The organism is Spirillospora sp. NPDC049652, assembly GCF_040675125.1.
In the GTDB taxonomy this organism is placed as follows: Bacteria; Actinomycetota; Actinomycetes; order Streptosporangiales; family Streptosporangiaceae; genus Spirillospora.
Genome location: NZ_JBFAOF010000096.1, coordinates 1 through 14,034, shown reverse-complemented (window position 1 = coordinate 14,034; position 14,034 = coordinate 1). Strand labels below are relative to the sequence as shown.

Sequence of the window (14,034 nt, the reverse complement as noted above, 5' to 3'; positions counted from 1 at the left end):
GTCCACCTCCCCGGGGGGTGAGGCCGCCCCCCCCCCTTCCCGGGTGGCCTTCCTTCGCCCGCCCCGGTTGGTTCCCATGTCCCCGCCGCCGCGGCGGCCCTGGTAGGTGGCGGCGGCCCCCGCGCCCCCGGCCGAGCGGGAGGCGGCGGGAGAGGTGGCCCGCCTGCGGTCGCGCCTGGCCCGGCTGGAGTCGGCGCTGGCGAGCACCGAGCGGCGGGCCGACCGGGAGCTGAGCGCGCTGCGCGAGGAGGCGGAGGCGGCCGAGCGGGCGCGGACGCAGGCCGAGGAGCACGCCGACCACCTGGCCGAGCAGCTCGCCGAGGCCCTCACCGAGCGGGACCTGTTCGCCGAGGCGCTGGACGACGCGGAGGCCGAGCGCGACGCGGCCGTCCGCGACCGGGGCGTGCTGGCGGCGCGGCTGGCCGACGTGGCCCCGGCGGTGGCGAGCGCGCCGCCGCCCGCGGCGTCCGCCGACCGGGTGCCGGCTTCGTTCGAGGCGCTGATCGCCGAGGTCGCCGCGCGGCATCCGCTGCTGGTGCTGGAGGACCTGGACGCGTCGGTCGCCGCCGCGCTCGACCCGCATCCGAAGGCGGCGTCGTGGCGGCGCAAGGCCCGGGACGCGCTCACCACCCTGGACGCGTACGCGCGGGCCAAGCAGCGGGCCCGCCGGGCCGGGACGCCGCCCGGGCCGCACCTGTCGGACCTGCTGGCGTTCGTCCGGTCGGGGGCTCCCGGCGCGCTGATCAGCGCGAACATCATCGCGCTGGCGGAGTCGGACCGGGTGGAGCACCAGGAGAAGTTCCGGCAGGCGCGGATGTTCCCGGTCCGGCCGGCGACGCATCCGTCCGGCCGGGCCTGCTTCACGGCGCACATCAAGCTCGAACGCTGCAAACCTCCCGCCCCCCGGCTGCACTTCTACGACGACACCGACAACACCGGCCTCATCTACATCGGGTACCTGGGTCCGCACCTGGCGACGGGCCGGACGAACTGACCGGATCCCCCGTCTGGGGAGGGGCCTCCGCCATGCGGGGGTCGGCCCAGAAATCGACCAGCTCTGTGGCGGACAGAGCGGTGTAGGGGCCGGGCGGGGGCGTGCGGCCGGTCCGCATGGCCCAGAGGGTGACCAGGGACAGCGCGATGCGATCGGCATCGGCCGGGGCGGAGGCCGATGCCGCGACCGCGGCCTGGGCAGGGAGCGGAGCCTGTTCGGGCGCCGGGGCCGGATCGGGCGCAGGCCTCGGCCCTGGGACCAAGGCCGGGGCTGAGGCCGGGCAGGGAGGACGGGTCGACGCCGGGTCGTCGGTGCGGGGGGCGGCGCGCACGGCGGGACCTCCGTTCAGTCGGGGGGACGGACCGGTTCGGTCTCACTCTGCGGCATCGGTCGGCCGCGAGTCGCAGTTTCCAGACAACCCGGACGGGCGGGAATGTCCCCGGATACCCACGGTTTCCGGGTAGCCCCTCCGCCGCGTTCGTCGCGGGCGGCCGCGGAGGCGGTGAAGCGGTCCCGAATGTGTCAGGCGACCCGGAGAGGGGAGGGGACGGATGAGAGCATGAGCCTGCGCCCACGCCCCGACTCGTACCGAATGGACCGGCGAATGCCCGTTCCCGACCAGCAACGCCACCCCTGCGGCGCGGCCGTGGAGGCCCTGCGACGCAACCTGCGCCTCGCGGGCCGGCCCACCCTGAACACGCTCGACCGGCTGTCCCGGCGTCTCGAAGGACACCAGGTGCACGGCGTGACGGTCATCGGCGTTCCGCGCTCGACGCTCAGCGACCTGTTCACCCTGGTCCCCGCGCGGCGGCCCCGGCGGGAGAAGATCGAATCGGTCTGGGCCGTGATCTACGAGCACGCGCTCGACAAAGGCGTGGACGTCTCCGCCATGGTCTCCCTGGAGGAGCTGCGCGACCTCTACGACCGGTGCGTGCCCGCCGGTGCCGTCCCGGCGCAGGCCGCGCGCGTCCTGGCCGGGGGTCCGCTCCCGTTGCCGGAGGCCGCCCACGAACCCGCGCCGCGGCTCGTGCCGTCCGCGTCCACGCTCGTCATGCACCGTTGGCCGGACACCTCGGACGATGCGCCCACGGGACGCGGCTGGAGCCCGGCGCAGGTGCTCGCCGACACCGAGCTGTGCATGCACCATGCGTGGTGGCGGGCCTATGACGATGTCGTCGCCCGGCACTTCGCGCTCTACCTGACGTTGGAACCCGAGCTCGCCGACATCCGCGAGTTCGCGCCCGCCCGCATCCCGGACCTGCTGCTGTCCGCCGACTACGCGCGCCATCTGATGCTGCTCGACGACCCCGACATCGACCCGGACCGGCTGCGCCGCCGCGTCGAGCTGCTCGCGTTCCGGCAGGACGTGCTGCACCGCGCGCGTCCGCCCCGGCTGTGGGCGATCATCTCCCGGCGCGCGCTGGAGCTGGACGTGGGCGACGTCGCGGCGCGCCGCGGCCAGCTGCGGCACCTGCTCGGCATGGCGGGCCGTCCGGGGGTGACCGTGCAGGTCCTCGACGACGAGAACGCCGGGGCGGCCGTCGCGGACGGCGCGGTCACGGTGATGCGGTTCCCCGACCGCGACCGTCCCGACCTGGTGCGGGTGGAGCAGCACGGTTCGGCGGTGTACCCGGCCGATCCCGGGGTCATCTCGCACTTCGTCGCGCAGCACGGCCGGCTGCTCATCAAGGCGTGCCCGCCGGAGCGGACGGCGCCCCTGCTGCGGGCGATGCTGGACGACCTCGAAGGCCGCGCCTGACAAGGGTTCGCGGCGTGTGTCGCTGTCCGGCTTCAGCCACTCGGACGCGTCCCCGCGGCGGCCGGCTTCTGCTGTGATGGGGGCACAAGGAGGCGGATCATGAGCGGCGACGAGCACGAGATCCTGGCGGCGGCCGAGAAGGACCTGATGGGCGACATCGACACCACGGTCCCGCATTCGGCCCGGATCTGGAACTACTGGCTGGGCGGCAAGGACAACTTCCCCGTGGACCAGCACGCGGGCGACGACTACACGGCCGTCTATCCCGGGATCGTGCACCTGGCGAAGGCGTCCCGGGCGTTCCTCGGCAGGGCCGTCCGGCACCTGGCGGGGGAGGGCGGCGTCCGGCAGTTCCTGGACGTCGGCACCGGGCTGCCGACCGAGGGCAACACGCACGAGATCGCGCAGAGCGTCGCCCCCGACAGCCGGATCGTGTACGTCGACAACGACCCGCTCGTGCTCGTGCACGCGCGCGCCCTGCTGACCAGCCGTCCCGAAGGCACGACGCACTACATCGACGCCGACCTGCACGACCCGAAGGACATCGCCGGCCGGGCGGGCGAGCACCTGGACTTCACCCGGCCCGTCGCGCTGATGCTGATGGGCATCCTCGGGCATGTCGACGACGACGCCGAGGCCCGGTCGATCGTCGCGCGCCTGCTCGAGCCGCTGCCGTCCGGCAGCTACCTCGTGCTGTACGACGGGACGGCGACCGACCAGGCGTTCCTCGACGCGCAGCAGGGCTACGACGACACCGGCGCGGTGCCGTACCGGCTGCGGCACCCCGACCAGATCCGCGCGTTCTTCTCCGGCCTGGACGTGCTGGAGCCGGGCGTCGTCCCGCTCCAGCGGTGGCGGCCCGACCCGTCCGGCGAGCGGAACGAGGTCGACGCGTACTGCGGGGTCGGCCGCAAGCCCTGACCATCCCGCCGCGGCCCGGCCGCCGCGCGGTTCAGGACCGGGCGCGCATGCTCTCGCAGACACCGTGGACGCCGCGGACCTCCCGGCCGCCGACCGTCCCCGTGTAGGTGCCGTACAGCTGGAAGTAGTCGATGGACGCGGCGACGAGCTGGTGCTTCACGGCCTTGCGTCCGACCGGCTCGAACGTCACGTCCAGGCGGCCGTCGGCGGACGCGATGTGCCACGGGGTCAGCGGCGCGTCCGACCGGGGCGTGAACGTGATGTCCGCGAGCGGTTCGGCGGCGCCGGGCAGCCAGAGGCACGACTCCTCCTCGCTGCCCGGGACGGTCGGCCGCCGCGCGAAGTTCGCGCCGACGATCCCGTCGGGCGTGCGCTGCGCGAACGTGCCCCACAGCCAGGTCGTGCGGTACGGCAGGAAGGTGTGGTGCTCGTCCAGGATCGCCAGGTCCCGGTCGGGGTCGAAGCGGTAGACGCGGTTGCCGACGCGCAGCTCGCCGCTCGCAGGGAAGACGAGCTTGTGCGTGTACATCGCGCCGCCGGGCAGCGGGGAGCTGACCGACAGCGGCGCGGTCGCGGCCGTCCCGTCGAGTTCGAGGTCGCCGGACAGGGCGGGCGTGTCGCCAGAGGCGGGCGCCTCGATCCGGATCCGGTGCCGTCCGCCCTCCTCCCGGAGGTCGTAGCCGATCCGCAGGCCGCGCCGCCCGAACTGCAGCCGGTTGCCGTAGAGCGTCGCGGGCAGGCCGGCCGACCCGCCGCGCGCGGTCGCGGCGTACTCGCGCAGCGCGCCCGTCGCCGCGTCGTACACGTAGCTCTCGGAGCTGGCGAGGTAGTGGGCGTCCTGGATGATCATCGAGGACCACGCCTCTGGGTGGACCAGCGTCCAGCCCACCCACTCCTTCAGCCGCAGCCGCCGCAGCGCGCGCGGGACCGCGGAGGCCGCGTCCAGCGGGTTCACGACGGCGGGCCGCGTGGCCAGCCGCCCCCACCGGCGGCGGCCGTCCTCGACGAGCCGGTCGGTCGGGTCCAGAACTTGCCGATCAGTCATCACTACCCCTTGAATCCGGTCGGCCGACCCTATGCCGCCGCCTCGAACCGGTGCCAGGCCACGCCCGGGCCGGACCGCCGAACTGGACGCTCACGTCCCGTAGTACTGGACCAGGCAGAACTCGTGCTCCTCGACGTCGGCCATCACGACGACCACCCCTTCGTCGAAGTCGTGCCGCTCGCCGGTGAACCGGCCTCCGAGCCCGATGACCTGGGCGATGCCCTGGTCGATGTCGTCGACCACGACGTCCAGGTGCAGACGTGCCTTGCCGCGCTTGGGCTCGGTCACCGGCTGGAAGGTGAGGCGGGGCAGCGGGTCGCCGGGCCGGCCCAGGTAGACCCAGCCGGGACGGGCCGGCAGCCGCGGCCGCTCCAGCAGCGCGCTCCAGAAGTCCGCGACCCGTTCCACATCGACGCAGTCGATGGTCACTCCGCCCCAGCGATTCGGCATCTCGTCGGCTCTCCTGTCCTTCGGGAGGATTGCTCAGGTCGTCCGGGCGACGACGATGAGGAACAGCACCAAGATCATGGCGACCACGATGGCGGGGACGCCGAAGGCGATCAGGGCCTTGTGCCGTGTGTCCCACGACTCCAGGGCCGGGTAGGCCTTGGCGAACTCCTCGGCACTGACAGGCCTGTCGAGCTCGTCGCAGGGGACATCGAGCGCGCTCACCAGCCGGTCGACGTCCTCGCGCGAGTAGTAGTGACCGGTGTACACCTTGGCGATGCGGCCGCCCTGCGCGTCGAGGACGAACAGGATCTCGGTAGGGGCGTTCCGGCGTCCCTCCGCGATGGAGGCGCGCAACACGCGCGCGGCGCTCGTCCGTGGGTGGCGCCGCCGCCGGAACAAGCGTCGAATGATGAGTTCCTGCGAGGTCAGGACGATTCCGGAGCGGTAGGTGTCCACGCCTGCCAGGACGAAAAGCAGGGCGGCCACCGCGCCGACGACCACTCCCGCCGTCCGGCCGAGCTCGAACCCCGCGCTCACGGCGAGGATCGGGCCGGTCACCGCGGCGACGGCCAGATTGGTTCCGGCCTTCCGCTTGCTCGGCCGCAGTACGAGATCACGCTGACGCTGACCCTGAAGCACGGAACCCACCCCCGTCTCGGCCGTCGAACCAGGCACCACGCCCACGCCCGACGATCTTGGACACCCTTGGAGTGTAAGCGAGTCCCCTGAGGTCGGACGGCGGGGAGCCGGCCCGCCGTCACCAGGGCGTACGGCCAGCTCATGCCGGGGCTCGTGAACAGGGGGACCGCGTCACGCGTCGGCCTCACCCCCGGTGCTCTCCGGAGGCGTCTCGTCCTCGGGCGTGGGGAGCGGGCCCATGCGGCGGATCGCCTCGCTGACGATGTCGAGGTATTCGGTGTGTGCGAGGGCGGTGATGATCCGGATGCGTGCGGGGAAGTAGCCGAACGCTTTCAAGCGGCTGGTGAAGGCCGTCTTGACTTCCTCCCATGCCGCGTCCAGTGCGAGCAGGACCGGGAGGGTTTCCGCGTCCTCCAGGGCGTCCGCTGCGTCGGCGCTGGCGAGCACGCAGATGAGTTCGCGCATGCGGTGCGAGGGTCGTCCGTCCGCCCACGCGACGTCCCACACGCGTCCCCATGCGCCGACGACGACCGGGACCAGGACGGCGGGGTCGGCGAAGCGGGTGGTGCGGTTCTTGTACGAGCCCCGGGCGCTCACCGGACGCCGCCCGTGTTCAGCGTCCAGGCGATCAGGCGGAGCACGATGTCGGTGGTGGCCACGGGCCCGAGCGACTCGCCTTCGGCGTTCCGTGTCGTCCAGACGTAGCACCACTGGCCGTGCTGGTAGTCGACGCGGACCTTGACGGGTGGGACGCCGACGACCGACAGCGCCACGGCGTCCCGCTCGCGAACCGCGCTCATTCCGTAGCGTGGGGCCGCGTTCTCCAAGGCGGCGAGTGCCTGCGCGCGAGGATGGCGAGGACGTGACGCTGGTGGCGTCGATGGGTTTGCGGCTTCGGGCTGGACGGTCCGCGCGGCCCCTGCCGCATGCCGTCCCCCGCGCCGCCGTACGAGGCGCATAGAAGACCTCCGTGACGGATTGTGTGATGCGGGTTACAGAGTGCGTGGACCCGAGGTAACTTCGCCACCAGTCCCGGCTCATACGGTCAAAGAAAGAGATCTTGAATGGCATCCTCCCAACGCGCCAATATCCTGCGGAAACGTGCGCGAGACAAGCGTGATGAAGCCGTGCGGGAGCTCGACGCGGCCCACTCGCTATGGGATCTCATAGCGGTGGAGCTTGACCGCCAGATCTACGTACAGAGCACATCAAAAGCGGGCATGGCTCGCCTTCTCGGATGCACTTCCGCGCATGTCACCCGGCTACTCAAGGGGACGCGTCACCTGACTCCCGAGAACGCCGTGAAGCTCGACGAGGCGTGGCAACTGCGGGGGCTGCTCTCACATCTGGTCGCGCACGCGCTGGCGCGTCCGGAGGACGCTTGGCTTCCGTCGTTGGCTGCGTACGAGAAGCGGGCACTGCGTATCCGCACATGGGATCTGGGGACCATCCCCGGTCTCTGGCAGACCCCCGAGTACGCCAGTGCCTTGTTCGGCCAGGCGTACAGCGCCGGGCTGCTCAAGCATGTGGACAAGGCGCTCGCGAGACGGATGGAGCGTCAGACGAACGTATGGGACCGCGACGACCCGCCGCGTGTCTCAGCGTTCATCTCCTGGATGGCGCTTGAGTCCCTGGTGGGGAGCCGCGACATCATGCGCGGCCAGTTCGAGCACCTGTTGAGTCTGAGTGAGCGGCCAGGGGTGAGCATCCGCGTAGTGGGGCGCGAGCCGGGATGGCACGTCGGGCATGACGGCGGATGCCAGCTCATGACGGTCGGAGGCGGGGACGTGGCGTTCGCAGAGGCGACGGGGGCGGTTGGGAACATCTTTCTTGCTCCACGCCGTGTGGAACACTACGCGCGTCGCCTCGAAACCATGGGGGACATAGCCTATGACGTAGCGGCGACACGAGCCGCTATAGAGGAAGTGATGAACCGTTGCGGCTGACAGATGTGAAATGGCGCAAGGCTTCACGATCAAGCTCGGATGGTGGGGCGTGCGTCGAGTGCGCTGACCTGGAACGCGTCGCGGGTCTTTCCGGTCGCGTCGGTGTGCGCGACAGCAAGAACCCGACCGGCCCCGCGTTCGCGCTCCCCAAGTCGGCGGTGCGAGACCTGTGGACGCGCATCAAGGCCGGAGAGCACGACCTGACCTGATTCCGACGACCCGAGCCCCCGGAGATCTCCGGGGGCTCTTTGTGCGTCAAGCGGAGAGTTGGGCGTTCTGGTTGGTGCCCAAGGGCCGGCGGCGCCTACTGGTCATCGGGCAGCGGGGTGCAGAGCCCGGATGTACCAGTCGAGGCGTGTGCCGTCCTTACCGTGCGTCGGCTCGCTGGGGGAGAACCCGGCCCTCCGGGCGACTGCGGCGGATGCGGGGTTCCCCGGGTCCACCTGGATCACCGCCTCCGCCCCGCCCTCATTCGCCGCGTACCGGGTCGCCAACAGGACCGCGCGAGTAGCCAGGCCACGTCCTCGCCAGGACGGGTAGAGGCCGTAGGCGATGTTCACCTGCCCTGGTGCCAGACCCTCTCCCGCGAGCCGCAGGTCGATCGTGCCTGCGAGCACCTCGTCCGTACTCACTCGGATGCCGAACGCGCGGAGTGGCCCGGTTGTGTCCCACTGCTCTCGGCAGTGCCGGATGTACGCTTCGACGCCCTCCCGCGTGCCGGGACCGCCGTTGAGCCAGCGAACCAGTAGCTCGTCCTCGCCTGCGAGGTGCTCCTCCACGTCGTCCAGGCACAAGGGGGAGAGAGTGATGATCCCGTCAGACAGCTTCACGTCATGCATCCGACGATCCTTGATGCCAGAGCCGCGCCGCACCAGCGGTTTCTTCGTGCTCGATCGGGGCTCGGTGGTCTTACCGGCCGGGGCGGGGGTCGGGTTCGATGGTGAAGGCCTGGGCGGGATCGGTGGCGTCGCAGGTGAGGAGGAACACCGCCACCCCGGCGCGGGACGCGGTCCCGATGCAGAACTGGGAGCGCGCGAGCCGGAGTTGGTAGGCGTTCGACCCTGCCGCCGAGCGAACGAGCCAGAAGCGGTCCGCCGCATTGCCGCCCTTGTCCCCGCAGAAGTCGTCGTCGACCTCGCCGTGCGATTCCAGTCGGCGGATGCCCATGCAGCCCGGACCGAGGTCGGGGTGCCGGGTGCCGATGACGAACGTGCCGTCCGTCTGGGGCTCGACGGTGCGCGCGGGGAACGCCTGGACGCACGGCAACGGAAAGATCCGGCCGTCCACGTGCCGTCGCGCGGAAAGGCACCCCCCGGTGCTCACCGACCGGATGCGGACCGGGCCCTCCGGTTGGCGGAGCACGGACGTCGCCGCGGTCTGGTCCCGCGGCGGTGAAATGGCGTGCGGCTTCGGAGCACTTCCGGCGGTGAGCATGAGGGCGATTCCGAGCGGCAGCGCCGCGAAAGCCGCGAGGGTCACGCGGGGCGTCCGGCGCTGCTGAACGGAGCTGCTCACTGCCGCAGCAGACGGTGGGGGAGAAGCGGACGGCCGGTTTGGAGTCGGCGCGGAAGTCGTCATGGGCGGAGCCGTGCCCTGAGCTTGTCGCATAGCCAGTTTTCGTCGGACGCTCACCCATACGTCGACCGTTTCCGCAGGGCAGCCGCAGGCCCGGACGAAGGCGACGAGAAGTTCCTCGCGGGGGAGCCTGTCGCGTCGCAGTGCCGTGACCAGGGTGCTGTGCGGCAATGGAGTTCCCTGGGCCGCCGACCGCCGCTCCAACTGCCGGAAGGTCGCGCCCGACCATGCCCTCAACTGCCGCATCGTGGCCACGAACTCCGCGGCATTCTCCGCCGACCGGGGGTCGGGGCATTCGGGGGGCAGAGCCTGATCGTGCATGCGGTGACTTCCTCGCCGCTCGATGATCACTGACCGGTTCGCAGGATATGCGAAGACGCCCGGGTGGGGGGTGTTCATCCCCCTGACCTGCGGCGCAACCGGAATGGACCAAGACGGACCAAAGTCGACCAGCGCGAGGCTTGGCCGGCGGCCTGAGCCCCCCGCAGTCTGGGTCGCGGGCTCGGCAGGAAATGCCGTGCTGCGATTCAGGGCCATCCGGCTCCCGAAAAGAGGAGGACCATTGAGAAAGTTCGTGCGGACGGCAGTCGCCGTCGGCGCCGTCGCCGTCATCGTGCCCACCGCGACCGGTGGAAACGCCTACGCGGATTCGTGTGCCGGAATGCCGAGCTTCCCGTACATCTCGTTCTCGAAGAACGGCGGTCCGGCCCCCGTCCACGCCGACTACTACGGAGCGTCCAAGGTCATCGACTACACCTACGGCGACGTGGTCTCGAAGTACTGCATCAGCAGCAGTACCGGACACAAGTGGTACGGGCTGCGGGATGGCGGCTGGGTCTACTCCGCCTACGCTCGCTGATCCTAAAAAGAAACCCTCCGCGCATTCGAGGTGGCATGCAATGAGGAAAATGGTCAAGGCGGCGGTGGTGGCGTCAGTGGTCATGGCGTGTTCGGCCATCACGGTCGACGCTTCGGCCACCGTCGTGGACATCACCCGCCAATCCGCGTGCGGCACGTTCATCGGCACGTACAGCTACTGGAGCGACAACAACGGCTGGTACGGGTACTCCCTGGGCGGGACGCTGTTCTACCGCTGCTCCGGCCGGGGCACCCTGCGCGTCAAGGTCACCGGGACGCAGGCCAGTGGGCCGTACTCCTACACCGCCAGCTACACCCTGAACGGCACCGAGGAGCGGATGATCGACCCGATCCGCCGTAGCGGCGGTGTGAAGGACATCCGCATCGCGCTCCTCGACGGCTGAGCAGGCCGCCCGGCAGGTGACGCCCTGCGCGTCCGCACCCCTTTCCCGGCCTCCTCGGTCGCCGAAAGGGGTGCTTCGCCGTTTCAAGGCGAGCGCGTCACCGAGTCGCCCCGTCAACCCTCGTCTTCGGCGGCGGAGTCGGACGCGTTGAGTTCGACGCAGCACATGCCGGGACGGGGGACCAGGGCCGCCGTCACGCCGGAGGCTCCGAGGCCGTCGAGCAGGCCGCCGAGCAGGGCGTGGTTGATACCGCAGACCAGCTCGGCGTCCTGGTCCGCCAGCGGGCGGAACGGGCAGCCGTTCAGCCGGATCCGGGTCGCGGAAACCCGGTCGGGGGCGAAGCCGTGCCGTTCGAGCACCTCGCCGGCGCGGGCGAGCGCCTTGTCGGGGACGAGGTGGCCGGGGTCGATCTCGTCCCGCTCGCGTGCGCCGAGCGCCCGGCCCCGCTCGGTGGCCGCGCGGACGGCGGCGTCGCGGCCGGTCTCGCCGGGCAGCTGCTTCCCGACGGCGTCGAGCAGGATCGCGGCGAGCAGCCCGTGCTCCCGCCGGGGGATGCTCACCTGCACGTCCTCGTCGGACGGGCGGTAGACCTTCGGAGTGCGGCCCACCCGGCGCGGCCCGCCCGGACGGACGTACCCGGCGTCCAGCAGTCCCACGGCGACGAGCTTGTCCAGATGGAACGCGGCCAGCTTGCGGGAGATCCCGACGCTTTCGGCGGCCTCGTCGCGGGTGACCGGCGCGGGGGAGCGGCGGATGAACTCGTACATCCGGCGGCGCAGCTCGTCGCTGAGCGCCGCCACGGCCCGCAGCGCCCGGGCCTCCTCACTCACAATCGGGAGATTACACCCGCTGACGTTGCTCCGACCAGGAGGCGACACGACCTTTACCGGGGGAGTGTTGACTGGTCAGGGCCATTAGGCAAAGACTTGTTAGTGAAACAGGGGGTGGTGATGTCCGACTCTCTTCGGCAGGCCAAACGCCCGGTGTCGCTGCTGTCCGGACCGTACGGGCATCCGCTGCACCCGATCCTGGTGACCGTTCCGATCGGCGCCTGGGTGACGAGTCTGGTGTTCGATCTGGCGTCCCGTTTCATCCACGATCCGGCCTTTCTGACCCGCGGCTCGATCTGGCTGATCGCCGTCGGCGTGATCGGTGCGCTCGCCGCGGCCGTGTTCGGGTTCCTCGACCTTCTGGTCATCGCCCCGGGCACGCCGGCGTTCCGCACGGCCCTGTCGCACATGGCGCTGAACCTGGCGGTCACCGCCGGGTACGGCGCGGGGTGGGCGTGGCGCGCGCTGAGCGATCACTACGACCAGGTGGAGGTCTGGCAGATCGTGCTGTCGCTGGTCTGCCTCGCCGCCCTGGGCGCCTCCGGGTACCTGGGCGGCATGCTCGCCTACCGCTACGGCGTCCGGGTCGCCGACGAGACCACCCAAGCCGAGGGGTTCGCCGTCACCAGGCGGCCCTGAACCGTCCGATTCCGAACCAGGGTCGGCCCTCGCGAGGCTCCGATCCGACGAGGAGGCCGACATGACCGTCGCCGCACTCATCATCTGGCTGCTCACCGCCCTCGGCGGTATCACCATGCTGGGCCTGTGGCTCGCGCGCGGCGGGCTGCGCGCCCCCGCGGGCGCCCCGCCGACCCGCTTCCCGCCGCCGGTGCTGTTCGGGCACGTGATCGTGGCGGTGGCCGGACTGATCATCTGGATCATCTACATGGCCACCGACAAGACCGCGCTCGCCTGGATCTCCTTCGTGCTCCTGCTGATCGTCGCGCTGCTCGGCTTCGGCCTGGTGTCGCGCTGGCTGCCGACCCGCAAGATCCTGCCGACCGAGCCCGGTCCGCCCGAGCGGGCCATCCCGGTGCCGATCGTCGTCGGGCACGGACTGCTGGCGGTCGTCACCGTCGTCCTGGTACTGATCGCCGCCATCAAAGGCTGACCTTCCGTCCCGGCGCGGACGTCACGCGGCGCGCCCACACGGGAGGCCCTGCGTGGGGCGCTGAACGACGTCTTGCCCCGGCGGTGGAGCGCCAGGGCAAGACGTCGTTCAGTCGCCGACCTGACCGGTCGCGGACGGGCCGCCGAGCCCGCCGAGCAGCTCGCGCAGCAGGTCGGCGAGCTGCTCGCGGCGGTCCGGGGGCAGGTGGGCGATCAGCCGCTGCTCCGATTCGAGCAGGTCGGACACGACCCGGCCGAGCAGGCGGTGGCCGGTGTCGGTGAGCGTGACGGCCCGCGCGTGATAGCCCGTCCCGGTCGTGGTCCGCTCGACCAGCCCCGCCCGCGCGGCCCGTTCGACCCGCTGCGTGATCGCGCCGCGCGTCACCATGCACGCCTCGGCCAGTTCGCCGGGGCTCATCCGGTACGGCGCGCCGGCGCGGCGCAGCGTGGACAGCAGGTCCAGCGTCGCCACGTCCACGCCCAGCCGCGCCAGCAGCCGCCGCCGCTCGTCCCCGAAGACCTTCGCCGCCCACCAGATCCGGGTGACCACCCCGATCGACCCCACCGGGACGCCCGGCAGCTCGCGCCGCCAGGCGTCCGCGATGGCGTCGGCGCCGTCCGGGGCCGGCTCAGCGGCCACGCTCGGCACCGCCGTTCACCTGCACCACCTGCGCGGTGACATGGCCGCCGCCGGGGGAGGCGAGCCAGTGCACCGTCTCGGCGATGTCGCGGGGCGTCCCGGCGCGCCCGGTGTGGGTCTGCTCGACGAGCATCGAGCGCCGCTCGTCGGTCATCGTGCCGCGGAAGAACTCGGTGTCCTCGATGAAGCCCGGCGCGACCACGTTCACCGTGATGCCGCGCGGGCCGAGCGCCGCGGCCAGGTCGAACGCGTACGGGTGCAGCGCCGCCTTCATCGGACCGTACGAGCCGCCCGCCGACCCCCGGAACGCCGCGATCGAGGTGATGAAGACGACCCGCCCGGACGGGTTGAGCAGGTCGCGCAGCGCCTCGGTCGGCAGCACCGCCGTCAGCACGTTCGCCCGGAAGTTGGCGGTCCACCGCTCCGCCACGTCCGCGGAGTCGCCGTGGCGCTCCACGTTGCCGCCCGCGTTGTTGACCAGCACGTCGATCGTGCCGAACCGCTCCGCCAGCTCGGCCCGGACCCGCTCCACGTCCGCGGGCTCGCTCAGGTCCGCCTGGACGGCGGTGCCGCCGATCTCCTTGGCGGCGGTCTCCAGCACGTCCCCGCGGCGGCCGATGACGACGACCCGATCGCCGTCGGCCGCGAACCGCGCCGCCACCGCCTTGCCGATCCCGGTGCCGCCGCCGCTGACCACTACCGTCCGTGCCATGATCGAACCTCCTCTGAGTTTAGGTCTAAACTCAGGCTAGCGCGCTCTCCCTCCGTTTGGGAACCGCCGCCCGAACCGGGGCGGCCGGCTGGACGGCCCGGGCTCACGCGAGCCGCCGCCCACGGAGCGGGCTCCGTGGGCGGCGGGTGGG

Annotated in this window: 19 protein-coding genes; 9 read left to right on the top strand and 10 right to left on the bottom strand. The window is 71.6% G+C overall.

Translation table 11 applies throughout. The annotated features are described in order from the left end of the window. Window positions 1-106 precede the first annotated feature (106 nt). From AB0J52_RS09680 to AB0J52_RS09670, 3 genes are all read left to right on the top strand, one after another. Window positions 107-994 (top strand): hypothetical protein, encoded by an 888-nt coding sequence (locus tag AB0J52_RS09680; protein WP_500181151.1) that lies wholly within the window; start codon window positions 107-109, stop codon window positions 992-994. 604 nt (window positions 995-1,598) lie between these two features. Continuing rightward, the gene (locus AB0J52_RS09675) at window positions 1,599-2,753 is read left to right on the top strand and encodes a DUF5753 domain-containing protein (RefSeq protein WP_500181150.1); all 1,155 of its coding nucleotides are present in this window, start codon (window positions 1,599-1,601) and stop codon (window positions 2,751-2,753) included. A 99-nt stretch (window positions 2,754-2,852) separates the two neighbouring features. Beyond that, on the top strand, window positions 2,853-3,674 hold the full coding sequence (locus AB0J52_RS09670; RefSeq protein WP_500181149.1) for an SAM-dependent methyltransferase: 822 nt from the start codon (window positions 2,853-2,855) through the stop codon (window positions 3,672-3,674). A gap of 31 nt (window positions 3,675-3,705) precedes the next feature. On the opposite strand, the gene AB0J52_RS09665 is transcribed toward AB0J52_RS09670, so the two are convergent. The 5 genes from AB0J52_RS09665 to AB0J52_RS09645 all read right to left on the bottom strand — a co-directional run bounded on the left by AB0J52_RS09665 (window position 3,706) and on the right by AB0J52_RS09645 (window position 6,608). Next, complete coding sequence (locus AB0J52_RS09665; protein WP_500181148.1) at window positions 3,706-4,719, bottom strand: DUF2804 domain-containing protein; 1,014 nt, start codon at window positions 4,717-4,719, stop codon at window positions 3,706-3,708. 90 nt (window positions 4,720-4,809) lie between these two features. Then, window positions 4,810-5,169, bottom strand: coding sequence for a VOC family protein (locus AB0J52_RS09660; protein WP_500181147.1), 360 nt, complete (start codon window positions 5,167-5,169; stop codon window positions 4,810-4,812). A 33-nt stretch (window positions 5,170-5,202) separates the two neighbouring features. Continuing rightward, on the bottom strand, window positions 5,203-5,808 hold the full coding sequence (locus AB0J52_RS09655; protein WP_500181146.1) for a hypothetical protein: 606 nt from the start codon (window positions 5,806-5,808) through the stop codon (window positions 5,203-5,205). A 171-nt stretch (window positions 5,809-5,979) separates the two neighbouring features. After that, window positions 5,980-6,405, bottom strand: coding sequence for a hypothetical protein (locus tag AB0J52_RS09650; RefSeq protein ID WP_500181145.1), 426 nt, complete (start codon window positions 6,403-6,405; stop codon window positions 5,980-5,982). Beyond that, on the bottom strand, window positions 6,402-6,608 hold the full coding sequence (locus AB0J52_RS09645) for a hypothetical protein (protein WP_500181144.1): 207 nt from the start codon (window positions 6,606-6,608) through the stop codon (window positions 6,402-6,404). Before AB0J52_RS09645 ends, AB0J52_RS09650 begins: the two co-directional genes overlap by 4 nt. A 264-nt stretch (window positions 6,609-6,872) precedes the next feature. On the opposite strand from AB0J52_RS09645, the gene AB0J52_RS09640 reads away from it, so the two are divergent. Together AB0J52_RS09640 and AB0J52_RS09635 are read left to right on the top strand one after the other, a co-directional pair. Further along, window positions 6,873-7,754: a DUF5753 domain-containing protein gene (locus AB0J52_RS09640; RefSeq protein ID WP_500181143.1), complete on the top strand. Its 882-nt coding sequence runs from the start codon at window positions 6,873-6,875 to the stop codon at window positions 7,752-7,754. A gap of 5 nt (window positions 7,755-7,759) precedes the next feature. After that, on the top strand, window positions 7,760-7,963 hold the full coding sequence (locus tag AB0J52_RS09635) for a DUF397 domain-containing protein (protein ID WP_500181152.1): 204 nt from the start codon (window positions 7,760-7,762) through the stop codon (window positions 7,961-7,963). 102 nt (window positions 7,964-8,065) lie between these two features. On the opposite strand, the gene AB0J52_RS09630 is transcribed toward AB0J52_RS09635, so the two are convergent. Further along, window positions 8,066-8,593 (bottom strand): GNAT family N-acetyltransferase, encoded by a 528-nt coding sequence (locus AB0J52_RS09630; protein WP_500181142.1) that lies wholly within the window; start codon window positions 8,591-8,593, stop codon window positions 8,066-8,068. Between the two features lie 70 nt (window positions 8,594-8,663). Continuing rightward, complete coding sequence (locus AB0J52_RS09625; RefSeq protein ID WP_500181141.1) at window positions 8,664-9,269, bottom strand: hypothetical protein; 606 nt, start codon at window positions 9,267-9,269, stop codon at window positions 8,664-8,666. A 622-nt stretch (window positions 9,270-9,891) separates the two neighbouring features. On the opposite strand from AB0J52_RS09625, the gene AB0J52_RS09620 reads away from it, so the two are divergent. Then, window positions 9,892-10,188, top strand: coding sequence for a hypothetical protein (locus AB0J52_RS09620; RefSeq protein ID WP_500181140.1), 297 nt, complete (start codon window positions 9,892-9,894; stop codon window positions 10,186-10,188). Window positions 10,189-10,228: 40 nt separating this feature from the next. Beyond that, window positions 10,229-10,591, top strand: a complete 363-nt coding sequence (locus AB0J52_RS09615; protein ID WP_500181139.1) for a hypothetical protein — start codon at window positions 10,229-10,231, stop codon at window positions 10,589-10,591. Window positions 10,592-10,704: 113 nt separating this feature from the next. Here the strand turns inward: AB0J52_RS09615 and AB0J52_RS09610 are convergent, their stop codons facing one another. After that, entirely contained in the window at window positions 10,705-11,421 is a 717-nt protein-coding gene (locus tag AB0J52_RS09610; protein ID WP_500181138.1) for a helix-turn-helix transcriptional regulator, read from the bottom strand. Between the two features lie 120 nt (window positions 11,422-11,541). Here AB0J52_RS09610 and AB0J52_RS09605 point away from each other — a divergent pair, with 120 nt between their 5' ends. Next, on the top strand, window positions 11,542-12,060 hold the full coding sequence (locus AB0J52_RS09605; RefSeq protein ID WP_500181137.1) for a DUF2231 domain-containing protein: 519 nt from the start codon (window positions 11,542-11,544) through the stop codon (window positions 12,058-12,060). A 61-nt stretch (window positions 12,061-12,121) separates the two neighbouring features. Further along, the gene (locus AB0J52_RS09600) at window positions 12,122-12,532 is read left to right on the top strand and encodes a hypothetical protein (protein ID WP_500181136.1); all 411 of its coding nucleotides are present in this window, start codon (window positions 12,122-12,124) and stop codon (window positions 12,530-12,532) included. 108 nt (window positions 12,533-12,640) lie between these two features. Here AB0J52_RS09600 and AB0J52_RS09595 read toward each other — a convergent pair whose 3' ends face one another. Beyond that, the gene (locus AB0J52_RS09595; protein ID WP_500181135.1) at window positions 12,641-13,171 is read right to left on the bottom strand and encodes a MarR family winged helix-turn-helix transcriptional regulator; all 531 of its coding nucleotides are present in this window, start codon (window positions 13,169-13,171) and stop codon (window positions 12,641-12,643) included. Then, window positions 13,161-13,883, bottom strand: a complete 723-nt coding sequence (locus AB0J52_RS09590; RefSeq protein WP_500181134.1) for an SDR family NAD(P)-dependent oxidoreductase — start codon at window positions 13,881-13,883, stop codon at window positions 13,161-13,163. Before AB0J52_RS09590 ends, AB0J52_RS09595 begins: the two co-directional genes overlap by 11 nt. Window positions 13,884-14,034 lie beyond the last annotated feature (151 nt).

What these genes read in the sequence shown, in the direction of transcription:
- AB0J52_RS09605 (WP_500181137.1), top strand. Translation starts at nt 11,542, where the DNA reads ATGTCCGACTCTCTTCGGCAGGCCAAACGCCCGGTGTCGCTGCTGTCC.
- AB0J52_RS09600 (WP_500181136.1), top strand. Translation starts at nt 12,122, where the DNA reads ATGACCGTCGCCGCACTCATCATCTGGCTGCTCACCGCCCTCGGCGGT.
- AB0J52_RS09615 (WP_500181139.1), top strand. Translation starts at nt 10,229, where the DNA reads ATGAGGAAAATGGTCAAGGCGGCGGTGGTGGCGTCAGTGGTCATGGCG.
- AB0J52_RS09630 (WP_500181142.1), bottom strand. Translation starts at nt 8,593, where the DNA reads ATGCATGACGTGAAGCTGTCTGACGGGATCATCACTCTCTCCCCCTTG.
- AB0J52_RS09640 (WP_500181143.1), top strand. Translation starts at nt 6,873, where the DNA reads ATGGCATCCTCCCAACGCGCCAATATCCTGCGGAAACGTGCGCGAGAC.
- AB0J52_RS09670 (WP_500181149.1), top strand. Translation starts at nt 2,853, where the DNA reads ATGAGCGGCGACGAGCACGAGATCCTGGCGGCGGCCGAGAAGGACCTG.
- AB0J52_RS09665 (WP_500181148.1), bottom strand. Translation starts at nt 4,719, where the DNA reads ATGACTGATCGGCAAGTTCTGGACCCGACCGACCGGCTCGTCGAGGAC.
- AB0J52_RS09675 (WP_500181150.1), top strand. Translation starts at nt 1,599, where the DNA reads ATGCCCGTTCCCGACCAGCAACGCCACCCCTGCGGCGCGGCCGTGGAG.
- AB0J52_RS09660 (WP_500181147.1), bottom strand. Translation starts at nt 5,169, where the DNA reads ATGCCGAATCGCTGGGGCGGAGTGACCATCGACTGCGTCGATGTGGAA.
- AB0J52_RS09645 (WP_500181144.1), bottom strand. Translation starts at nt 6,608, where the DNA reads ATGAGCGCGGTTCGCGAGCGGGACGCCGTGGCGCTGTCGGTCGTCGGC.
- AB0J52_RS09590 (WP_500181134.1), bottom strand. Translation starts at nt 13,883, where the DNA reads ATGGCACGGACGGTAGTGGTCAGCGGCGGCGGCACCGGGATCGGCAAG.